General features: G+C 45.3%; 13 protein-coding genes. 7 read left to right on the top strand and 6 right to left on the bottom strand.

Going from position 1 to position 17,143, the window contains the following annotated elements:
- The first annotated feature begins 1 nt into the window (after nt 1).
- Nucleotides 2–1,138 carry a carboxynorspermidine decarboxylase gene (gene nspC, locus ABWW58_RS14865; protein ID WP_353869854.1) on the top strand — a complete coding sequence of 379 codons (1,137 nt, stop codon included), beginning with the start codon at nt 2–4 and terminating at the stop codon, nt 1,136–1,138.
- A gap of 120 nt (nt 1,139–1,258) precedes the next feature.
- On the opposite strand, the gene ABWW58_RS14860 is transcribed toward nspC, so the two are convergent.
- Both ABWW58_RS14860 and ABWW58_RS14855 read right to left on the bottom strand, forming a co-directional pair.
- Entirely contained in the window at nt 1,259–3,490 is a 2,232-nt protein-coding gene (locus ABWW58_RS14860) for a glycosyltransferase-like membrane protein (RefSeq protein WP_353869853.1), read from the bottom strand.
- Nucleotides 3,491–3,520: 30 nt separating this feature from the next.
- A complete protein-coding gene (locus ABWW58_RS14855; protein WP_353869852.1) occupies nt 3,521–4,507 on the bottom strand; it encodes a glycosyltransferase family 2 protein in 987 nt (328 codons plus the stop codon).
- A gap of 244 nt (nt 4,508–4,751) precedes the next feature.
- Here ABWW58_RS14855 and ABWW58_RS14850 point away from each other — a divergent pair, with 244 nt between their 5' ends.
- Both ABWW58_RS14850 and ABWW58_RS14845 read left to right on the top strand, forming a co-directional pair.
- A complete protein-coding gene (locus ABWW58_RS14850; protein WP_353869851.1) occupies nt 4,752–5,447 on the top strand; it encodes a response regulator transcription factor in 696 nt (231 codons plus the stop codon).
- A complete protein-coding gene (locus tag ABWW58_RS14845; RefSeq protein WP_353869850.1) occupies nt 5,444–6,847 on the top strand; it encodes a sensor histidine kinase in 1,404 nt (467 codons plus the stop codon). Before ABWW58_RS14850 ends, ABWW58_RS14845 begins: the two co-directional genes overlap by 4 nt.
- A gap of 646 nt (nt 6,848–7,493) precedes the next feature.
- Here ABWW58_RS14845 and ABWW58_RS14840 read toward each other — a convergent pair.
- Together ABWW58_RS14840 and ABWW58_RS14835 are read right to left on the bottom strand one after the other, a co-directional pair.
- A complete protein-coding gene (locus ABWW58_RS14840) occupies nt 7,494–8,381 on the bottom strand; it encodes an IS3 family transposase (protein ID WP_353869485.1) in 888 nt (295 codons plus the stop codon).
- Entirely contained in the window at nt 8,378–8,659 is a 282-nt protein-coding gene (locus ABWW58_RS14835) for a transposase (protein ID WP_353869484.1), read from the bottom strand. Before ABWW58_RS14835 ends, ABWW58_RS14840 begins: the two co-directional genes overlap by 4 nt.
- 909 nt (nt 8,660–9,568) lie before the next feature.
- Between ABWW58_RS14835 and ABWW58_RS14830 the strand changes: the two genes are divergently transcribed.
- The 3 genes from ABWW58_RS14830 (at nt 9,569) to ABWW58_RS14820 (ending at nt 12,499) form a co-directional block, all read left to right on the top strand.
- The gene (locus ABWW58_RS14830; RefSeq protein ID WP_353869849.1) at nt 9,569–10,720 is read left to right on the top strand and encodes a M20 family metallopeptidase; all 1,152 of its coding nucleotides are present in this window, start codon (nt 9,569–9,571) and stop codon (nt 10,718–10,720) included.
- Between the two features lie 76 nt (nt 10,721–10,796).
- Entirely contained in the window at nt 10,797–11,717 is a 921-nt protein-coding gene (gene rarD / locus ABWW58_RS14825) for an EamA family transporter RarD (RefSeq protein WP_353869848.1), read from the top strand.
- Between the two features lie 134 nt (nt 11,718–11,851).
- A complete protein-coding gene (locus tag ABWW58_RS14820) occupies nt 11,852–12,499 on the top strand; it encodes a helix-turn-helix transcriptional regulator (protein ID WP_353869847.1) in 648 nt (215 codons plus the stop codon).
- Nucleotides 12,500–13,011: 512 nt separating this feature from the next.
- Here the strand turns inward: ABWW58_RS14820 and ABWW58_RS14815 are convergent.
- A complete protein-coding gene (locus tag ABWW58_RS14815; RefSeq protein ID WP_353869846.1) occupies nt 13,012–14,169 on the bottom strand; it encodes an amidohydrolase in 1,158 nt (385 codons plus the stop codon).
- 79 nt (nt 14,170–14,248) lie between these two features.
- Nucleotides 14,249–15,481 carry a M20/M25/M40 family metallo-hydrolase gene (locus ABWW58_RS14810; RefSeq protein ID WP_353869845.1) on the bottom strand — a complete coding sequence of 411 codons (1,233 nt, stop codon included), beginning with the start codon at nt 15,479–15,481 and terminating at the stop codon, nt 14,249–14,251.
- A 429-nt stretch (nt 15,482–15,910) separates the two neighbouring features.
- On the opposite strand from ABWW58_RS14810, the gene ABWW58_RS14805 reads away from it, so the two are divergent.
- Nucleotides 15,911–17,134, top strand: coding sequence for a M20 family metallopeptidase (locus ABWW58_RS14805; protein WP_353869844.1), 1,224 nt, complete (start codon nt 15,911–15,913; stop codon nt 17,132–17,134).
- Nucleotides 17,135–17,143: the final 9 nt, after the last annotated feature.

Below are 17,143 nucleotides of genomic sequence, written 5' to 3'. Positions count from 1 at the left end.
CATGAAGATTGATTTTACATCCGCACCGTCGCCAAGTTATCTCGTTGATGAACGGTTACTTGTAAAGAATCTGGAGATCCTCAAGCAGCTGCAGGATCGCACCGGCTGCAAAATTCTGCTGGCGCAAAAGGCGTTTTCAATGTTCGCGTTCTATCCGTTGATCGGAACCTATCTGAGCGGAGTCGCTTCCAGTTCTTTATACGAAGCACGGCTGGGGCGCGAGGAGATGGGTAAGGAAGTGCACATTTACTCGCCGGCTTATGATGAAAAAGATTTTGCCGATATACTTGAGGTCAGTGACCATATCGTCTTTAATTCATTCAGCCAGTGGGCGCGATTTAAGGATCAGGTGAAGCGCGCCTCGTGTTCGATTCAATGCGGGATGCGCGTCAATCCGGAGTACTCGGAAGTAGAAACCGGGCTCTATGATCCGTGCGCACCGTTCTCGCGCATGGGGGTGACCGAGGCAAACTTTGATCCGGACGCTCTGGATGGACTTGACGGGCTGCATTTTCATACTCTATGTGAACAGAATTCAGATGCTCTTGAGCACACGCTCGAAGCAGTAGAGCGCAAGTTCGGAACGTATCTCAAGAATATGAAATGGATAAACTTCGGCGGCGGTCATCATATTACACGCCAAGATTATGACCTCGACCGACTTGCCCGATGTATTACTGCGATCAAAGAAAAGTATGATGTCGAGGTCTACCTTGAACCGGGGGAAGCAGTCGCATTGAATACCGGTTATCTGGTTTCAACCGTGCTTGATGTGTTCGAGAACGGAATGCCAATCGCGATTCTCGACACATCAGCTACTTGCCACATGCCCGATGTGCTTGAGATGCCCTACCGACCGGAGATTATTGATGCCGGAAAACCGGGAGAACGGACCTATACGTACCGGCTTGGCGGACCAACCTGCCTTGCCGGCGATGTGATCGGCGACTACTCCTTTGATCATCCGCTTCATGTTGGCGACCGGCTTGTATTTTGCGATATGGCGATTTATTCGATGGTTAAAAATAACACATTTAACGGGATTGCGCTGCCCGCCATTGCATCGTATAACGACAAGGACGGCATTCACGTCATTAAGCAATTTAACTATGAAGACTTCAGAACACGATTGTCCTGATCACCCACACTAAATGAAATGAACCCGAGAGCGTTGCTGCTCGGGTTCATTTTTGTGCTATGGGCTGCATGTCCATAGGGTCGATTCAAGTGAAACGTTTTATTGATTCGGACGAATGGCTTAGAAATTATTAGTTCGAGGCAACCGCTGATCGTGAACCGCAGGCGCTGCCTTTGAACGCCGCATCTGCTCATGATCCTTGTTGCTGGCTTCCGTCTCATCCATGGTGAGCGCGACAGAGGCATAACAGAACAGCATCAGAATAGGAAGAATAAAAAGAGATATATAGGCGCATTCGCTGAGGTAAGGCTGATTCGCAGTTTGATAGACATTAAATTGGAGATCTTTTTTGTTGCCGTGAGTGCCGCGCTGTATTAAGCGGCCGCCCGGGTAGGCATCGCGCTGTCCGTAGCCCTTGCCGCTCATGGCGAGAATTAGGGAAGAACCGGATTCTCCTTTTACTTGAGAGATTCTAATTTCATCCTCTCCGGAAGCAGGAGTTACGTGGTTTAATTTAAAGGTCAGACGGCCGAGCGGCTTAGAAATACGGAATCTTTTTGAAAAAATGATCTTCCCCGTGTGCTTTCTTGTCACAACGACATGATAGGTTCCCTTTCTTCTTACACGACGTATGCCAATGGAAATGCGGTTGTACCGCCCGGTCGAATGGAATGTCTGAACGATAGAATGATGCGAGTCAACGGCTATGCCCTTGTTTCCTACCGAGTAGCGTTGGTCGACAATGTACGTCCTTTGCGGCGATTTTATTTGTGTATACGCATAAAATCCCATGTATGCACATAGGATGACTGCCGCAAGCAGGCTTCCTGTGAGTATGAGCCTAAGCGTTTTACCCTGTAATGCAAAACGTAATTTTCCTCCCTTTTTAACAGTTAAGGCCTGTGTGAGTTCTTCAAAACCGAACATACTGCCGAGCAGAATAAACGGCGTAAAGAGCAGGCTATAGCGCGGCTCCGCCTCCCAGACAAAAACGTAAAAAATAAAGTTTCCGAACAGGCAGAGCTGGATCAACAAATTCAGGTCTGCTTTTTTGGTTCGGAAATAGCGGAAAACAGAGAGCACCAGCAAAAGAATGTTCACTATGTAGAAGACCTGGATAATAAAAAGCGTGACTTGATTCTTATGATTGAAGAGATATTGATAGGCATTGGTCGGGCGGCTGGAGAGGTGGGTATACCAGTAATAGCCGTGCGCGCCTACGCCCCATGTCCGGGCGGCTTTAATTCCCCACAGGCGGATGAGTCCGGACAAACCGTATTTTTCAGTCTCCTGCTTAATGCGCATGCTTGCCACTTGTTTTTTTGCCGCCTGATTAGGCTGATGCCTGATCAACTCATAATCATAACGATTATAACCGCCGTCACGTGAGAGTCCGAGCATGATCCAGTTCATCGAAGGCATGGATAAAGATGCATTCGGAACGTAGCCGAAATGGTGTTCAATCTTTTGAGAAGCGAAACCGAATGCGCCGATAAGTATGCCGATGATTGCGAGATTGATCAGCACCTTTTTCCAATTCAACACAAAGAACATATAGATGCTCAGAGCCGGCAGAAACAGAATCAGATTTGGCCGGATCAAATAACCGATGGCAAGGGTCATTCCTAAAAGTAACATGTAGCGGATCTTCATTGTTTTCCTGTACAGATACCACAGATAAAGGAGCGATACGGGAAATAAGATTGCTGCAGTGTCGGTGTAAAAGTACATCGTGTATAAGAAAAGCGGCAGGCAGGTCATGGTAACTAATAAAAAGATGCATGCCATTCGTGGATCAACTAATTCTCTTACAAGTCTCCAGGACAGAAAGATACCAATAAACAAAATAAGGGCGCAAAAGGTGCGATCAATAACCATGTAGCTCGTTATCTGTGCAAAACCGCATACGTGGTAAAGAAAGTATCGCAGTAACGTGACCGGTATATTGTTCGGGTAAATCTGAAAATAAATACTTCCTGATGCGTGACCGTGAGCAAGCAAGTAGAGCGTTTCCGCATAGGTGTGCCCCCCATCAATGATTGGCGGCATAATCGAGTGAAAAGCGATGATCAGTGCGCCTTCGAACAGCAGCATAATAAAAAATAGACCGGCTGAAATTTTAGTAATCACCGGGTCCGTCAATCGTGCGAGCCACCGATAAACAGCGAGAAAGAAAAGAATAACAATCAGTGCAAACAGCGCAAGAGAAAGCGCTGTTTGCAAGAGTCCATGATTATGTTTGAAAATTAATGGATAAAGAAAGCTAATGATTAGAACGGAAAGAAAACATGATGCAAACGCAATGTCGAATAGCGAAAGCAAATGGTGTTTTAATCGTAAAATAGTCGCCACATCCCATCCGAGGACGGATCAAACACCGTCTCAAAGTGCTGTTGTCTTAAAACGATCCTTAGTTGGTGCTGATACTAACTGTTTTTCGATGGTATAGCGCGGACGATGTTTGGTTTCTTTGAAAATCTTACCGATATATTCGCCGATGACGCCGATTGCCGTGAGCTGCATGCCGCCAATCAGCCAAATCGAAAGGATCATTGATGTCCATCCGCTGACCGCGTGACCGAGAACATGCTGGATCAGCGCATACATGCCGATCAGAAACCCGACTCCGACAACAGTTCCCCCCAGAACGGTCACCATCCGGATCGGGACAATCGAAAAGGAGGTTATGCCGTCAATGGCGAAATTAATCATTTTTTTCAGAGGGTATTTTGTTTCTCCGGCAAAACGTTCGGCACGATTGTAGTATACTTCGGTGCTCTTAAAACCAAGCAACGGGATTATGCCGCGCAGGAAAACATTCTCCTCATGGTAGTTGACAAACTCATCAAGAACCCGTCTGCTTAGTAAACGAAAATCAGCATGGTTCGGTATCATTTTGACACCGAGGCGCTCCATAATCCTGTAAAAAAGCAGCGCTGTGTTTCGCTTGAAAAATGTGTCCGTCTCACGTTTTCTGCGAACGCCGTAAACGACATCAAACCCTTCATGGTATTTGGTCAGAAAGTTGTTAATCGCATTTACGTCATCCTGCAGATCGGCATCAATTGTTATCACGCAATCGGAGTATTGATTCGCTGTCTCCATGCCTGCGATTAGGGCATTCTGGTGGCCAAAATTGCGACTGAGTTTCAGACCGGTTACTTCTTTATAGTCCTCTATGGAGTGTTTAATGACCGTCCATGTTCGATCGCGGCTTCCGTCATCGACGAATAGAAGGGTGCTCCGCGGCGAGATTAATTGTTCCCTGCAAGCGCGCGCCAAAGCGTCACGAAGCCGCGATACTGTCTCAGTTAGGACCGCTTCCTCGTTATAGCATGGAACGACGATTGTCAGAATTGGTTTATTCATTGGCGATAGTCCTCCTACTGTTCCACTTCGTTCAGATCAGGAACAACCTTTTACAATGCCTATCTTAAACGTGAATTGTAACGTCGTAACAAATGCAGTATGAAATTATCATGAGATTTTTCTCATTCAATTCTCATGTTTTTTTCTTACAGCTCCTGCAAGGAATCGTTATAATAGAAGGTGTCTAAACGGTCTGAATAGATAGTGATCAATTTTTTAACCTTAGAAGAGATGGATAAGATCAATGAAAACTATAACGATACTGCTTGTTGAAGACGAGAAGAGTGTTGCTTCATTTGTTTCCACTGAATTAGGCTTTGAGAATTATGTGGTAGAAGAGGCTTATGATGGGGTACAGGCTCTCGATCTTTTTTTTCAGGACGAATCAAAGTGGGGACTGGTTTTGCTTGATCTGATGCTGCCGAAACTGAATGGACTGGAAGTTTGCAGGCGCATCCGGAAAAAGAGTCTGGTTCCGATCATCATCATGACTGCTCGAGATTATGTTGGTGATAAAGTTGCGGGACTTGATGGCGGGGCGGATGATTACATCACAAAGCCCTTTGAGATTGAGGAACTGCTGGCCAGAGTTCGAGTGGCTCTTCGGCGGAGGGACAGCTATGCCGCAGCGGCACGTCATATTTATCAGGTGGGAGATTTATACCTGGATATTGAAAAAAGAACGGCGACACGTCAGGGTAAAACATTCGATCTCACGCAGCGTGAATTCAACCTTCTCTCTGCTTTGATGAAAAGCGAAGGCAAGGTCATGACCCGTGATGAACTGCTTTCTGAAGTGTGGGGGTTTGATTATATGGGACAGACCAATATTGTCGACGTCTATGTCCGCTATTTGCGCAATAAGATTGACAAAAATCAGCGAGCCAGACTGATCCACACTATTCGGGGAGTCGGCTACGCACTGAGGGTTGACGAATGAGAACATGGCTGACAATTTTCAGATTAAAAAAGAAAACGACGCTCTTTCAGATGAACTTCTGGTATATCTTGATTCTTTTGGTGACCGTGCTGTCTATCGGAGTCGCCGTCCTTTCGATCGTCAGTTATCAGCTCTACAAGGGTACTGAACAGGAAGTCGAGTATGTGGAAAAACAGTTGATTGTCGAATCGCGTGAAAAAAATCCGGATTGGACAGATTCTATTGAAACGATTCTCTATGTTCAGCATCCCGACTTTTATGTCCGCATTAAGACGCCGGATCGTAAAACGATTTATTCAAAGGGCAGTGAGAGTATTACGGATAATAACGCGTATCTGTTCAAGCTCTCCCTTTTTTCATCCATTTCATTTAAAAAGAAATTTGTTCCCATCTACCATCATCAAGCGTCATACAATGGCTACACCTTTGATTTGTATGTCCGCATGATCAGTATACACAAATTTATCGTCGTGATGATTAAAGTGCTTGCCGTCTGCATTTTATTAGGCATTTTGATTGGGGCGCTGGCGATTTACCAGCTGTCGCGGAAACTAAGCCGGCCGCTCATGGATGTGACTCGGTTTATCAATCAAGTGACTGAAACAAATAATTTAAAACAGCGCGTACCGGTTCCGGATCAACCGAAAGAAGTACGCGAGCTCGCTTTATCCTTTAATCAGCTTATGGGCCAGCTTGATGAGCAGATCGAGCGTGAGTTGCGATTCGTATCAGATGCTTCCCATGAATTGCGAACGCCGCTTTCGGCAATACGTGGCCATGTTGAGCTTATACATCGGCACGGAACGAACCACCCTGAACTGATTCAGAAGTCATTTCATTTTATCGATCAGGAATCAAGACGTATGCAGCGATTGATCGACCAACTTTTGATGATCGCACGTCTTGACCGTAAGTCAAAGGCACTCGAGGCAGTCAATTTGTCGATGATTGCAAATAATGTGATCGCGGACTATGCGCCAGGTCTTAAGCAGAAGTTTACTACCGATGTTGTTGATGGAATTTATGCCTGGGCGAATGAGGATTATGTACATCAGGTGATCGTCTCCTTGCTCGGCAACGCGCGCAAATATACGCCGAATGGCGGGTGGATTAAACTCACGGTCACTGGCGATCATGAATTTTCATATATACGCGTACAAAATTCGGGCACTACAATTCCCGATGAAGAAAAAGAAAATATTTTTGCGCGTTTCTACCGGCTAGATAAAGCGAGATCCAGTGAACACGGAGGCTCAGGACTGGGACTTGCGATTGTTAAAGAATTGATTGAACTGGATGGCGGCACAATTCGGGTCAAGGATATTGAGCCCTCGGGCAGCGAATTTATTGTCCAATTAAAGGCCATGACCCCTGAACATTCGGCAAATGGCATTGAGTGACTGACCATGATTGTTAACTCTTTTGCAGGTAGAGAAGTGGAATGGTTTCGGCGATGATTTCTGGCAAGTATATGATTCTGCCCTGTATCAAACCAATAAGCCAGTGTCTTGGCCGGGAATCAAAGCGGAGGTACGAGATACCTGCGGGATTAGGTGCCGACGAGACCCTGCAGATTCCTGCCTGTTTGAGGAGGCTCGCGATGCGCCCGCGGCAAGCGAGCAGCTGAAGTGTCGTTCAAGTCACAAGGTGATGGATCAAAGTTTTATACAGAATGACAACCAAGGACCGGGCTTTCCGGGACGACGATAAGGTTATAAGATTTGATTGGGCGATCAGGTAAGTACCCAATCTGAGAAATAAACGGAAAAATTCCGCTTAATTCGAAAATAAACGAGAAAATAGCTTAAATAGACGGAGAAATTCCGCTTATCGAATCGAAAAACGTGAAAATGGAGGGTTTTTCTGTGAATAAGCGGAAAAATTACCCTTATTTACCTATGAACCAAGCGCCATGGAGTTCTGTCAATAAAGTGGACACAAAAATTTGAAACTGAGTTTAACTAAATGCCTACCGCGCTTCGCTTGGTGTGGCTTTTCTCATGGAAAGTTGAAAGGACCAACTGTCCATGAGAAAACCCGTTTGGGTCATTTATGAGATCTCCCTGCTTGCTCATGCATCTTCTCAAATTGGTTTGGTGACCAGTAACCCAGACTTGAATGCATCCGATATGTGTTATAGCGGTAAATATAGTGATTAATCGCCTGTATGGCCTCTTCACGTGATTTGAAGCGCCTCCGATAGATGAGATCTTTCTTCAGTGTCGCATGGAATGACTCCATGCAAGCATTGTCGTACGGATCGCCTTTGCGGCTCATACTAATCTGCATCTGGTGCTTTTTCATCAGAGCGATATACTCGTTGGCGCAGTACTGGGAGCCTTGGTCTGAGTGATGAATGAGACCTTTACCCGGCTGGCGTTTCTCAATCGCTAACTTGAGTGCCTGCAAAGGGAGCTCCTTTTTCATCGTCGTGTCCATGTACCAGCCGACCACTTTCCGTGAAAACAGGTCGATGACTGAGGCCAGATACACCCATCCTGCCAGTGTCCGAATATAGGTCATGTCTGTGACCCAGGCTTGATTCGGTGCCTCTTGTTGGAACTGACGATTCAACAGGTTAGGATAGACTTTTAGATCATGCTTGGAGTCGGTTGTTGCGACATAGCGTTTCTTTGGCGTTGCCCTCAGTCCGATTGCTTTCATCTCGCGTGCAATCGTTTTTTGCGACACAATAAACCCTTGACGCACCAGGGCAATATGGATGCGTGGACTGCCATAGTGTCCGTGGTTATGATAAAAGATTTGCTTGATCCGACGCTGTAATTCTTTTCGTTTACGCCTTCGCTTGGTATCCGTTTCCTGTCGCTCGCCGCGACTCCATTTATAATAACCGCTCTTCGATACGTTCAAGACTTTGCACATCAACACTACAGAATGTTCATCTCGATGAGCTTCAATGAATCTGTACCTCACTGACGGCCTTGAGTGAAGATGTGCATGGCTTTTTTTAAGATTTCGTTTTCCTCTTTAAGTCGTGCAATTTCTTTTAACTGTTCTTTTTGAAGTTGTTCGATTTCTTTTTGCGTCCGATACGGTTGATGTTTCTGCTTTAACGACTCTCGGTAGTCTCCCACCCAGCGGCTTACCGTACTCTTGGACAGTTCTAATTCATAGGCAACTTCGCGGGCAACCCTCCCGTCATCCACAATCAATTTTGCGACATATTCCCGATACTCACGATCGTATGCCATAGTTGAACACGCCCTTTTTTAGGATAGTTTAATCATACGAAATCCCATTTTGACATGTCCACTATTAAGACTAACTCTACCAGGGATGCATATAACCGGAAAATCTCCGCTTATTTCACTCCGGCCGCATTACTTAATTAAGGAACCAAATGATTTATTAGAAAACTTGGCTTCGCCAAGCCCCTGGCGAAGGCGAAGCCTTAGTTGCGACGGCCATGGACGGCCTAGTGTCCGGTGAGCCGCAGGACGCGGCGTTTTTTCGGACCGCTTACACTCGTTTCTTTTAAATGTTTTCTTATACTTTCCTACCAGTGTGAACTAGAAATGTCTGTTCAAGACAAGGTTGATGCTTCAAAACGGTCTTAGAGCAAAGGAACGTTCGTATGTAAGGAACTTTCGCTAAGTGTAATGGAAATGGATCTTTCGCTAAGTACGCATACGTCTTGCAAGCAACGCGAAAGTCACCACATCCTGTGGAAGTACGTCCTGCAAGCAACGCGAAAGTCACTGCTTCCTGCGGAAGTAAGGATCGGGCTTTGCTCGTTTTTCCTTAATAAATCTCTTAGACTATAAAATTTTTATTGGGACTGCAGAAATCGACAGAATTTTGCTATACTTGTTGTTAAGGTTATGCCTCTACATAATTGCGGGTTCAAAAAGAGACGACGTGATGATTCAGCCGATCAGAAAATTTTTGGAGCTCAAAGGAGGAGTCATAATCCAGAGAAAGAAGGTAATTATTATTCTGAACATTGGAAAGATTAAGCGATGACGAAACTCACCTTTTCGTTTAAAATAATCCTAAGTGGTACTGTTCGCTGAATGATTGGCCTGATTGTGATGAAATGAGCGGTTTTATCACATGCAAAAATAATGATCTTAAAATTCATCAGAAGTGGGGCAGAATAAGTGAACGACGAGAAAGCGATTGAGTTGCTCAAAAATCTATTGAAAATTAACACGACAAATCCTCCTGGTAATGAAGCGGAAGCGGTTGCTCTGATCCGGCCGTTGTTTGAGGCGGCAGGGATCGATACGGAGGTTGTCACTTATGGCGAAAATCGGCACCAGCTGATCGCAACGCTAAACGGCACGGAACCTGGGAAAGTGCTTGCATTCACGGGGCATATGGATGTGGTTCCGGTCGGCGAGATTCCTTGGGACCACGATCCGTTTGGTGCCGAGGAAGCGGATGGAAAGATTTATGGACGCGGCGCCTCGGATATGAAGAGCGGTCTTGCGGCGATGATTGCAGCAATGATTGAGTTGAAGGAAGAGGCGGCCCCGCTTAACGGCACGCTCAAATTCATTGCGACTGTGGGGGAGGAAACCTCATCAATCGGTGCCGAGCAATTGGTCAACGGAGGGTATGCGGATAATCTTGACGCAGTAGTGATTGGTGAACCGACTGATAATGAACTGTCCATTGCCGAAAAAGGTGCGCTTTGGGTTCGGTTGACAACCTATGGGAAAACAGGCCACGGATCAACACCAAGCCATGGAATTAACGCCAATGAACATATGATTGCGATTCTCTCAAAATTTCAATCTGAGTTTCAGTTTGACTATGAACCGGATGATTTGCTCAGTGAACCAACGTCCAGCATTGACGTGATGAGGGGCGGAAACGGAACAAATGTCATTCCGGATAAATGCGTGGTAGAAATAGATATGCGTACCTTACCATCGCAAAACCACGAGACGATCATCGCATCCATTCAAGCAATCATTGATGGAGTGCAAGAGGATGTTCCCGAACTGAATACAACGGTTGAGATTATCAATGATATGAATCCGGTAAAAACACCAAAGGACGATGAATTCGTTCAGAGTCTTGTTAAAGTCATTGAAGGAGTGCGCGGCAAGAAAATTGAACCTTACGGGTTTTCGGGTTATACGGATGGCGCCTTTTTTTCAAAAGTAGAAAAAACATTTCCGATTACCGTTGTCGGACCGGGCTATCCGCCGGTCGCTCATCAACCGGATGAATATGTTGCCCGTGCACCGTTTTTCGACTCTATTCAAATATACAAGAAGATCGCTATTGATTTTTTGAGCTGACAAGGTGGGTTCATATGAACAGAGAGCTCGACTCAAGAGATCCATGCATGGCTGATCATTTTCCGGTGCTTCAGTTATGAATAAACATAATGAAATGCGCTCCGGCGTCCTTTATACTTTTTTCGCTTTTTTTATATGGGGTTTTCTGACAATCTATTGGAAATGGCTGGGTTCAGTCGACTCCGGCGAGGTACTTACGCATCGAATTGTTTGGGCGTTCGTATTCATGCTTGTAGTGATTCTCATGCGCAGGGAGTTTGGGACGTTGCGAAATCAAACGGAATGGCTTATCCAACAACCGGTACAATTGCTGCTTGTACTGGCGAGCTCAATCTCCATTAGTGCTAACTGGATTATTTATGTCTGGGCGGTCGCACATGCACATGTGATTGAGGCAAGTCTGGGTCTATATATCATTCCACTTGTTAGTATGCTGATGGGAATCCTTTTTTTAAAAGAGCATGCAGGAGCATGGGAACTTATTTCTATTGCGCTTGCAATCATAGGTGTCCTCGTAATGACCTTCCATTTTGGACATATTCCATGGCTTGCTTTAGCTCTTGCCGCGACTTCCGGTGTTTATAGCCTGTGCAAAAAGTTTGTCGTGTTTGAGGCTTACGTCGGTATGACCATTGAGACGATGTTGATGGTCCCGTTTGCAGTGATCGTTCTCGTCGTCAATGGAATTCGAACGCCGGAATCCATAACTCTCTTCTCGGGGAGCACAGGATTACTTTTGGTTGGCGCAGGAGTGCTCACAGCGCTTCCACTCATCTGGTTTGCGGAAGGAGCGAAACGTATCCCGCTGACCATGATCGGTTTTTTCCAATATATGACTCCTTCTGCTGCCTTCCTCATCGGACTTTTTGTTTTCCATGAGCCGATTGATCGGATTCAGCTGTTATCGTTTCTCTTTATTTGGCTGTCTATAGTCGTTTATGCATGGAGCGAATGGGCGAAAGCTTCTGTGAAGATGCGAACAGCGGACTCAAGCTGAAAAGGTTGATGAAACGGGTAGATTGACAAGTGCAGATGGATGTTGGAAAATAAATATAACTGATTTATTATTGTGATAATTATTTTTTCTTGTGATTCGATGAACAGTAGGGCGGTGGTTTTATTAACGCGGAGTTGGAAAGATTCAAAGATTTAGTCGATTTTCTAGGTGAAGTACTTGGAGATGATATAGAAATCATTCTCCATGATGTAACGGATCTCGAAAATTCGGTGGTTGCGATTAGCGAAACAAATTTAAGTGGACGAGAAATTGGATCTCCAGTCACAAATTTGATTCTTAAGATGTTGAAGGAAGGAAGATCGCAACATAAATCGTTTATCACCAATTATGAGGGTGTTGCCAAAGACGGAACGGTTTTACGTTCGTCAACTTTCTTCATACGCAACTCAAAAGACGAGATAATCGGTATGCTTTGTATCAACATTGACTACAGAAAAATGGAACAGGTGATTGACTATTTGAATAAATTTGTTGGCGTTTGTAAACCAGCAAAGAAAAAGAGTCCGCCGGCAGTTGAACATTTGAGCCCCTCAATTGAGGATCTTGCTAAATCGAGTATTAAAGAGATCGTTGGCGGCGTGAATATTCCTCCGGAACGAATGTCTCAAGAAGAGAGGCTGGAAATCATTGAGAAATTAAATGAAAACGGCATTTTTCTCTTAAAGGGGATTGTCAGTATTGTTGCTGAGGAACTATGCACCTCGGAGGCATCCATATATCGCTATCTTAGCAAAGTAAAAAAAGTGCATGGAAGTGTGTGAAAAGAGTAACGTAAGGACCGGGCTGAGACAACGGTCCTTTTTTTGTTGGTAGTGGGTCGTCTAGGTGACTTTCTGAATAGTAGACAAAAGAAACGCAGCAATCTGCTCCAAAAAGAGGTTAGACCGAAAACATATAAAATGACCGAACGATCAAAAAGTTAAACCCAATCCCTGGGAAGTTCAACCTAAGAGAGGGAAAGTTGAACCGAACCTATGGAAAGTTGAACCGAAGAGAGAAAAATTCGTAACGAACTCCTCGAAAGTAGTAACCAATTTCCAAACTAGTAACTAATCGCGAAAAAGTTGTAACGAATGAGCTCAGACCGTAACGAATATCAATCGTAGAACAGATCTTCAATCGAACAATACGAAATTTTTTACTGCGCCGTCCGTCTTTTTTGCGCACTGCATCACTTCAGAACAGTGCGGTACCTATTTTTTCTCATTTAAAAAGCACTGAACGACCGTTTAACGGTTGTTCAGTGCCTTTCATTTTGAGCTGTATTTTGCGATTACAGATCGGTGACTTTTTTCAACATGTCGACGGCCAGGTTTGCAAAGAATTTGGCACTTGGCAGAATCGCTTTCTCATCAATGATCAAGTCCGGATGATGCAGCCCTGAGTTTCCGGAAACACCCATGAAGAAGAAAGCGCCGGGAATCTTCTTCATATATTCGGCGAAATCTTCGCCGGCAGTTGAAGGTGTTGGTGTGATCACATTTAATCCTGACGCTTTCGCAGTCTCAACAGCCCAATTTGCAAGCTTCTCGTTATTGATCGTGGCGGGTCCGAGTTTTGTAAAATGCAAGGTTCCTTTTGCGCCGAGTCCTGCGGCTACGCCTTCAACGACGCGCTGCATTTTTGCTGGAATCTGATCGCGCACATGTTCCTGGAACGTGCGCACAGTTCCCTCCATCTGGGCTGTTTGTGGAAGCACGTTCCAGGTGTTTCCAGCTTCCAAACGTGTGACGCTGATAACTGCATTATTCAGCGGCGAGATATTTCGAGCAACAATGGATTGAAGCGCGGTCATGATGTGCGCCGCGACGAGAATAGAGTCTATACCCTTGTCCGGAGCTGCGGCATGAGTTCCCGTTCCTTCCACATCAATCGTGAATTTATCAACGGCGGCCATTAGAGGGCCAGGTTTGATACCGATCGTTCCTGTTGGAAGATGCGGCATATCATGCATACCGAAGATCGCTTGTACATCATCCAGGACCCCGGTTTCCAGCACTTTCACTGCACCGCCGCCATTTTCTTCAGCCGGTTGGAAAATTACTTTAACCGTTCCTTCGAGTTCGGCTTTGCGCGCATTCAGCAGCAATGTCGCGCCAAGAATTGAAACGGTGTGAAAGTCATGACCGCAAGCATGCATTTTGCCGGGTACCTTGGATGCGAATGGAAGACCTGTCGCTTCTTGGATCGGCAAGGCGTCGATGTCTGTGCGCAGGCAGATGACCGGGCCTGGTTTTTCTCCTCGAATGACTGCGAGAACCCCGGTTTCTAGAGGCAAGTCAAGCATCTCGACACCGGCTTCAGACAGCCAACCTTTCAATGCTTTGGTTGTTTCATATTCTTCAAAGGACAATTCGGGATTTTCGTGCAACTGATGACGGTGTTCAATCAATTTTTGTTCTAATTCAATGTCTTTGATTGTTGTTGTCAAAGGGAAGTCTCCTTTATGTAGTTTAGCTAATTAATCTATTAAAGCCGCGAGATGCGGTTCTAAGCAAAATTAAGTAAAGTTAGTGTAAAACTGATGGCGTTGCATCGGCAATACCGGAGAAGGCAAGTGCAGTTAAGAGAACCGTTTGGGCGCCAACGTACGCTTTTTCCGGATTATAGAATTCTTCCAGCGTATGCATGCCGCCGCAATCACCGCCGCCGCCTAAAGTGAGCGCGGGAATGCCCAAGTGGATCGCCACATTGGAGTCCGTACTCATGGGCAGGAGTTCCGGTTCAAGATCAAAAGCGCGGAGGACGGCGATTGCTGCTTGAACAGCAGGCGCCTCTTCTGCCTGTGAACCGGCCGGACGATCACCAACGCGCTCAATCACAGCCTGTATCAATTCGCCTTTGTTCCAACGCGCGTTTTCTTCTGCAACGGATTGATGGATGCAAGCAATAGCTTTAGTCTCTAGTTCAATCAATGCCTCCTGCGATACCGAGCGCATATCAAGTCCCATCTCCGCATTTTGTGCAATTGAATTGATTGAAGTACCCCCGCTTATTGTACCAACAGTGAAAGTAGTGACCGGATCGGCAGGAACCTCGATGTCGCTGATTCGAGCAATTGCTCGTCCAAGCGCGTGAATCGCACTTGGAATGCCGAAATTGCCGAAGCTGTGACCGCCAGGACCTTTGAAAGCAACTTTATAACGGTGACTGCCGACAGCGGTGGCTGTGATACGGTTAGGACTTCCGGGTTCAATCGAAATAAAACCGCTGATATCGGCGCGGGTCTTGAAAAGTGCTTTTACTCCACGTAAATCCCCTAAGCCTTCTTCTCCGACCGTGGCGACAAAAAGCAGGGTGCGAACCGGCTTAATACCGGAATTTTTGATCGCACGAATCAGTGTGAGCAGAACGGCAAGACCTCTGCCGTCATCTGAAATGCCCGGCGCAAAGACGATTCCATCCTTAATCACAGGTTCAACAACTGTGCCTTCTGAGAAGACCGTGTCAAGATGAGCGGAAACCACAACTTTCCTCTCATCATCAATTCCCTGAATGCACCCCAATACATTTCCTTCAGCATCTGTATGAATTTCCTGCAAACCAAGATCTCTGAATCGTTTGGCCATCCAGAATGCTTTTTCTGATTCTTTGAACGGGGGAGCAGGAATTGACGTTAACTCAATTTGCTCTGAAGTCGTCCGTTCATTGTCCGCAATGAGAAAATCACATGCGTCTTTAACTTGGGGAAGCGCACGTAAATCGCGAATGACCGTGTCACCACTTAGATTTTGATCGCCCATAATGATCACTCCTAGATTAGTAGACTCTATTGATAGAAAAACAGGACCTTTGTTGAACGAATTGTAACTAAGTGCTGTTACTAGAATACTACAACTGTGATAAAATTTTGAACAATTTTTTTAATGTGTATTGTCAAATTCTCAAAAATTTATTATCATTGTAATAAATTCTATCATATCTCGAAATATATTGGTCCTTTATTCAAAAAAAGATACAAAAAGAATTTATTATGAAAGAATAGCTCACTTCATGTAAGGAAAAGTCACATTTTTTGTGAAAATCATTTATTATTTTAATAATTTTTTTGACTAATAGTTTCAAGTCATTTATAATTGCTTTATAGTTTTTGCGAATTCTGAAAATAGTCTATAATTTCATTGTTCTCATTGTTACTACTAGTAATTAATTTCTTAGCAGGAGGTCAGAAAATGAACGATTCATGGTCTGACGATTTAGAAAAATCTTTCGATACGATGGTAGAGTGGCGACGCTACCTCCATCAGCATCCTGAACTCTCTTATCATGAAACAGAAACCGCGGCTTTTATTCTGGAGAAACTCAAGAGTTTTGGAATCACCGACATTAAGACGCATGTCGGCGGGTATGGGATTGTTGCTCGAATTCATGGTGCAAAACCAGGGTTGACTGTTGCATTGCGCGCGGACTTTGACGCACTTCCGATTGATGAAGAAACAGATGTTCCATATAAATCGAAGGTACCGAATGTAATGCATGCTTGTGGACATGACGGCCATACATCAACCTTGCTTGGCGTGGCTAAAGTGATCCAAGAACATCGGAGTGAACTCGCGGGCGATGTCGTACTGCTTCACCAGCCTGCTGAGGAATATCCTCCGGGCGGTGCTCAGGCGATGATTAAGGATGGCTGCTTAGATGATGTCGACTTGGTCTTTGGAACACATCTTTGGAGTACGGTTCCTTTTGGAACGATCGGCTATCGCAAAGGTTATTTCATGGCTGCAGCAGACTACATAAAAATCAGCATTCAAGGAAAGGGCGGACATGGATCCGCGCCTCATCTGTCCATTGATTCTGTAGCTGTCGCTTCTCAGGTTGTCAATCAGCTTCAAATGATCGTTGCAAGAGAAGTTGATCCGCAGAAAGCGGCTGTTGTGACCATAGGCAAATTTAATGCCGGTGTCGCTCCGAACGTGATTGCCGATACGGCGGTTCTTGAAGGAACAGTGAGAACTTTTGATCCGGCTGTTCGCGAATCAATAAAAAAAGAATTGGCGTCCATTGTTGAAAATGTATGTGCCGCGTACCATGCGCAGGGACATGTGGCTTATCATGACGGTTATCCTGCAGTCTTCAACCATGAAAAGGAAACCGACGTTTTCAAGAAGGCCATGGATGAAACATTTGGCGAAGGAACGGCTGTTGAAATTGCTCCGCAAATGGGCGGAGAAGATTTTTCAAGCTTTTTGCTGGAAAAGCCCGGCATGTTCTGGTTTTCCGGAGCGGGGAATCCTGAGGTCGGCGCAAGCTATCCGCACCATCATCCAAAGTTTAATTTTGATGAACGTGTAATGCTTGTCGCAGGCAAGGCGTTCCTATCGATGGTTGATAAATATCTTTGCGCCAAAGAAATACCAGAATTAACCGGGAATGTGGCTGTCGGGAAAAAATGAGGAGGGTCA

Origin of the sequence: Sporolactobacillus caesalpiniae (assembly GCF_040513385.1) — a bacterium.
Taxonomy (GTDB): Bacteria; Bacillota; Bacilli; order Bacillales; family Sporolactobacillaceae; genus Sporolactobacillus.
This window is presented reverse-complemented; position numbering and strand designations above follow the sequence as displayed.

Excerpts from the sequence above, each read along its gene's own strand:
- ABWW58_RS14850 (WP_353869851.1), top strand. The coding sequence starts at position 4,752 with ATGAAAACTATAACGATACTGCTTGTTGAAGACGAGAAGAGTGTTGCT.
- ABWW58_RS14855 (WP_353869852.1), bottom strand. The coding sequence starts at position 4,507 with ATGAATAAACCAATTCTGACAATCGTCGTTCCATGCTATAACGAGGAA.
- ABWW58_RS14845 (WP_353869850.1), top strand. The coding sequence starts at position 5,444 with ATGAGAACATGGCTGACAATTTTCAGATTAAAAAAGAAAACGACGCTC.
- ABWW58_RS14835 (WP_353869484.1), bottom strand. The coding sequence starts at position 8,659 with ATGGCATACGATCGTGAGTATCGGGAATATGTCGCAAAATTGATTGTG.
- rarD (WP_353869848.1), top strand. The coding sequence starts at position 10,797 with ATGAATAAACATAATGAAATGCGCTCCGGCGTCCTTTATACTTTTTTC.
- ABWW58_RS14810 (WP_353869845.1), bottom strand. The coding sequence starts at position 15,481 with ATGGGCGATCAAAATCTAAGTGGTGACACGGTCATTCGCGATTTACGT.
- ABWW58_RS14805 (WP_353869844.1), top strand. The coding sequence starts at position 15,911 with ATGAACGATTCATGGTCTGACGATTTAGAAAAATCTTTCGATACGATG.
- nspC (WP_353869854.1), top strand. The coding sequence starts at position 2 with ATGAAGATTGATTTTACATCCGCACCGTCGCCAAGTTATCTCGTTGAT.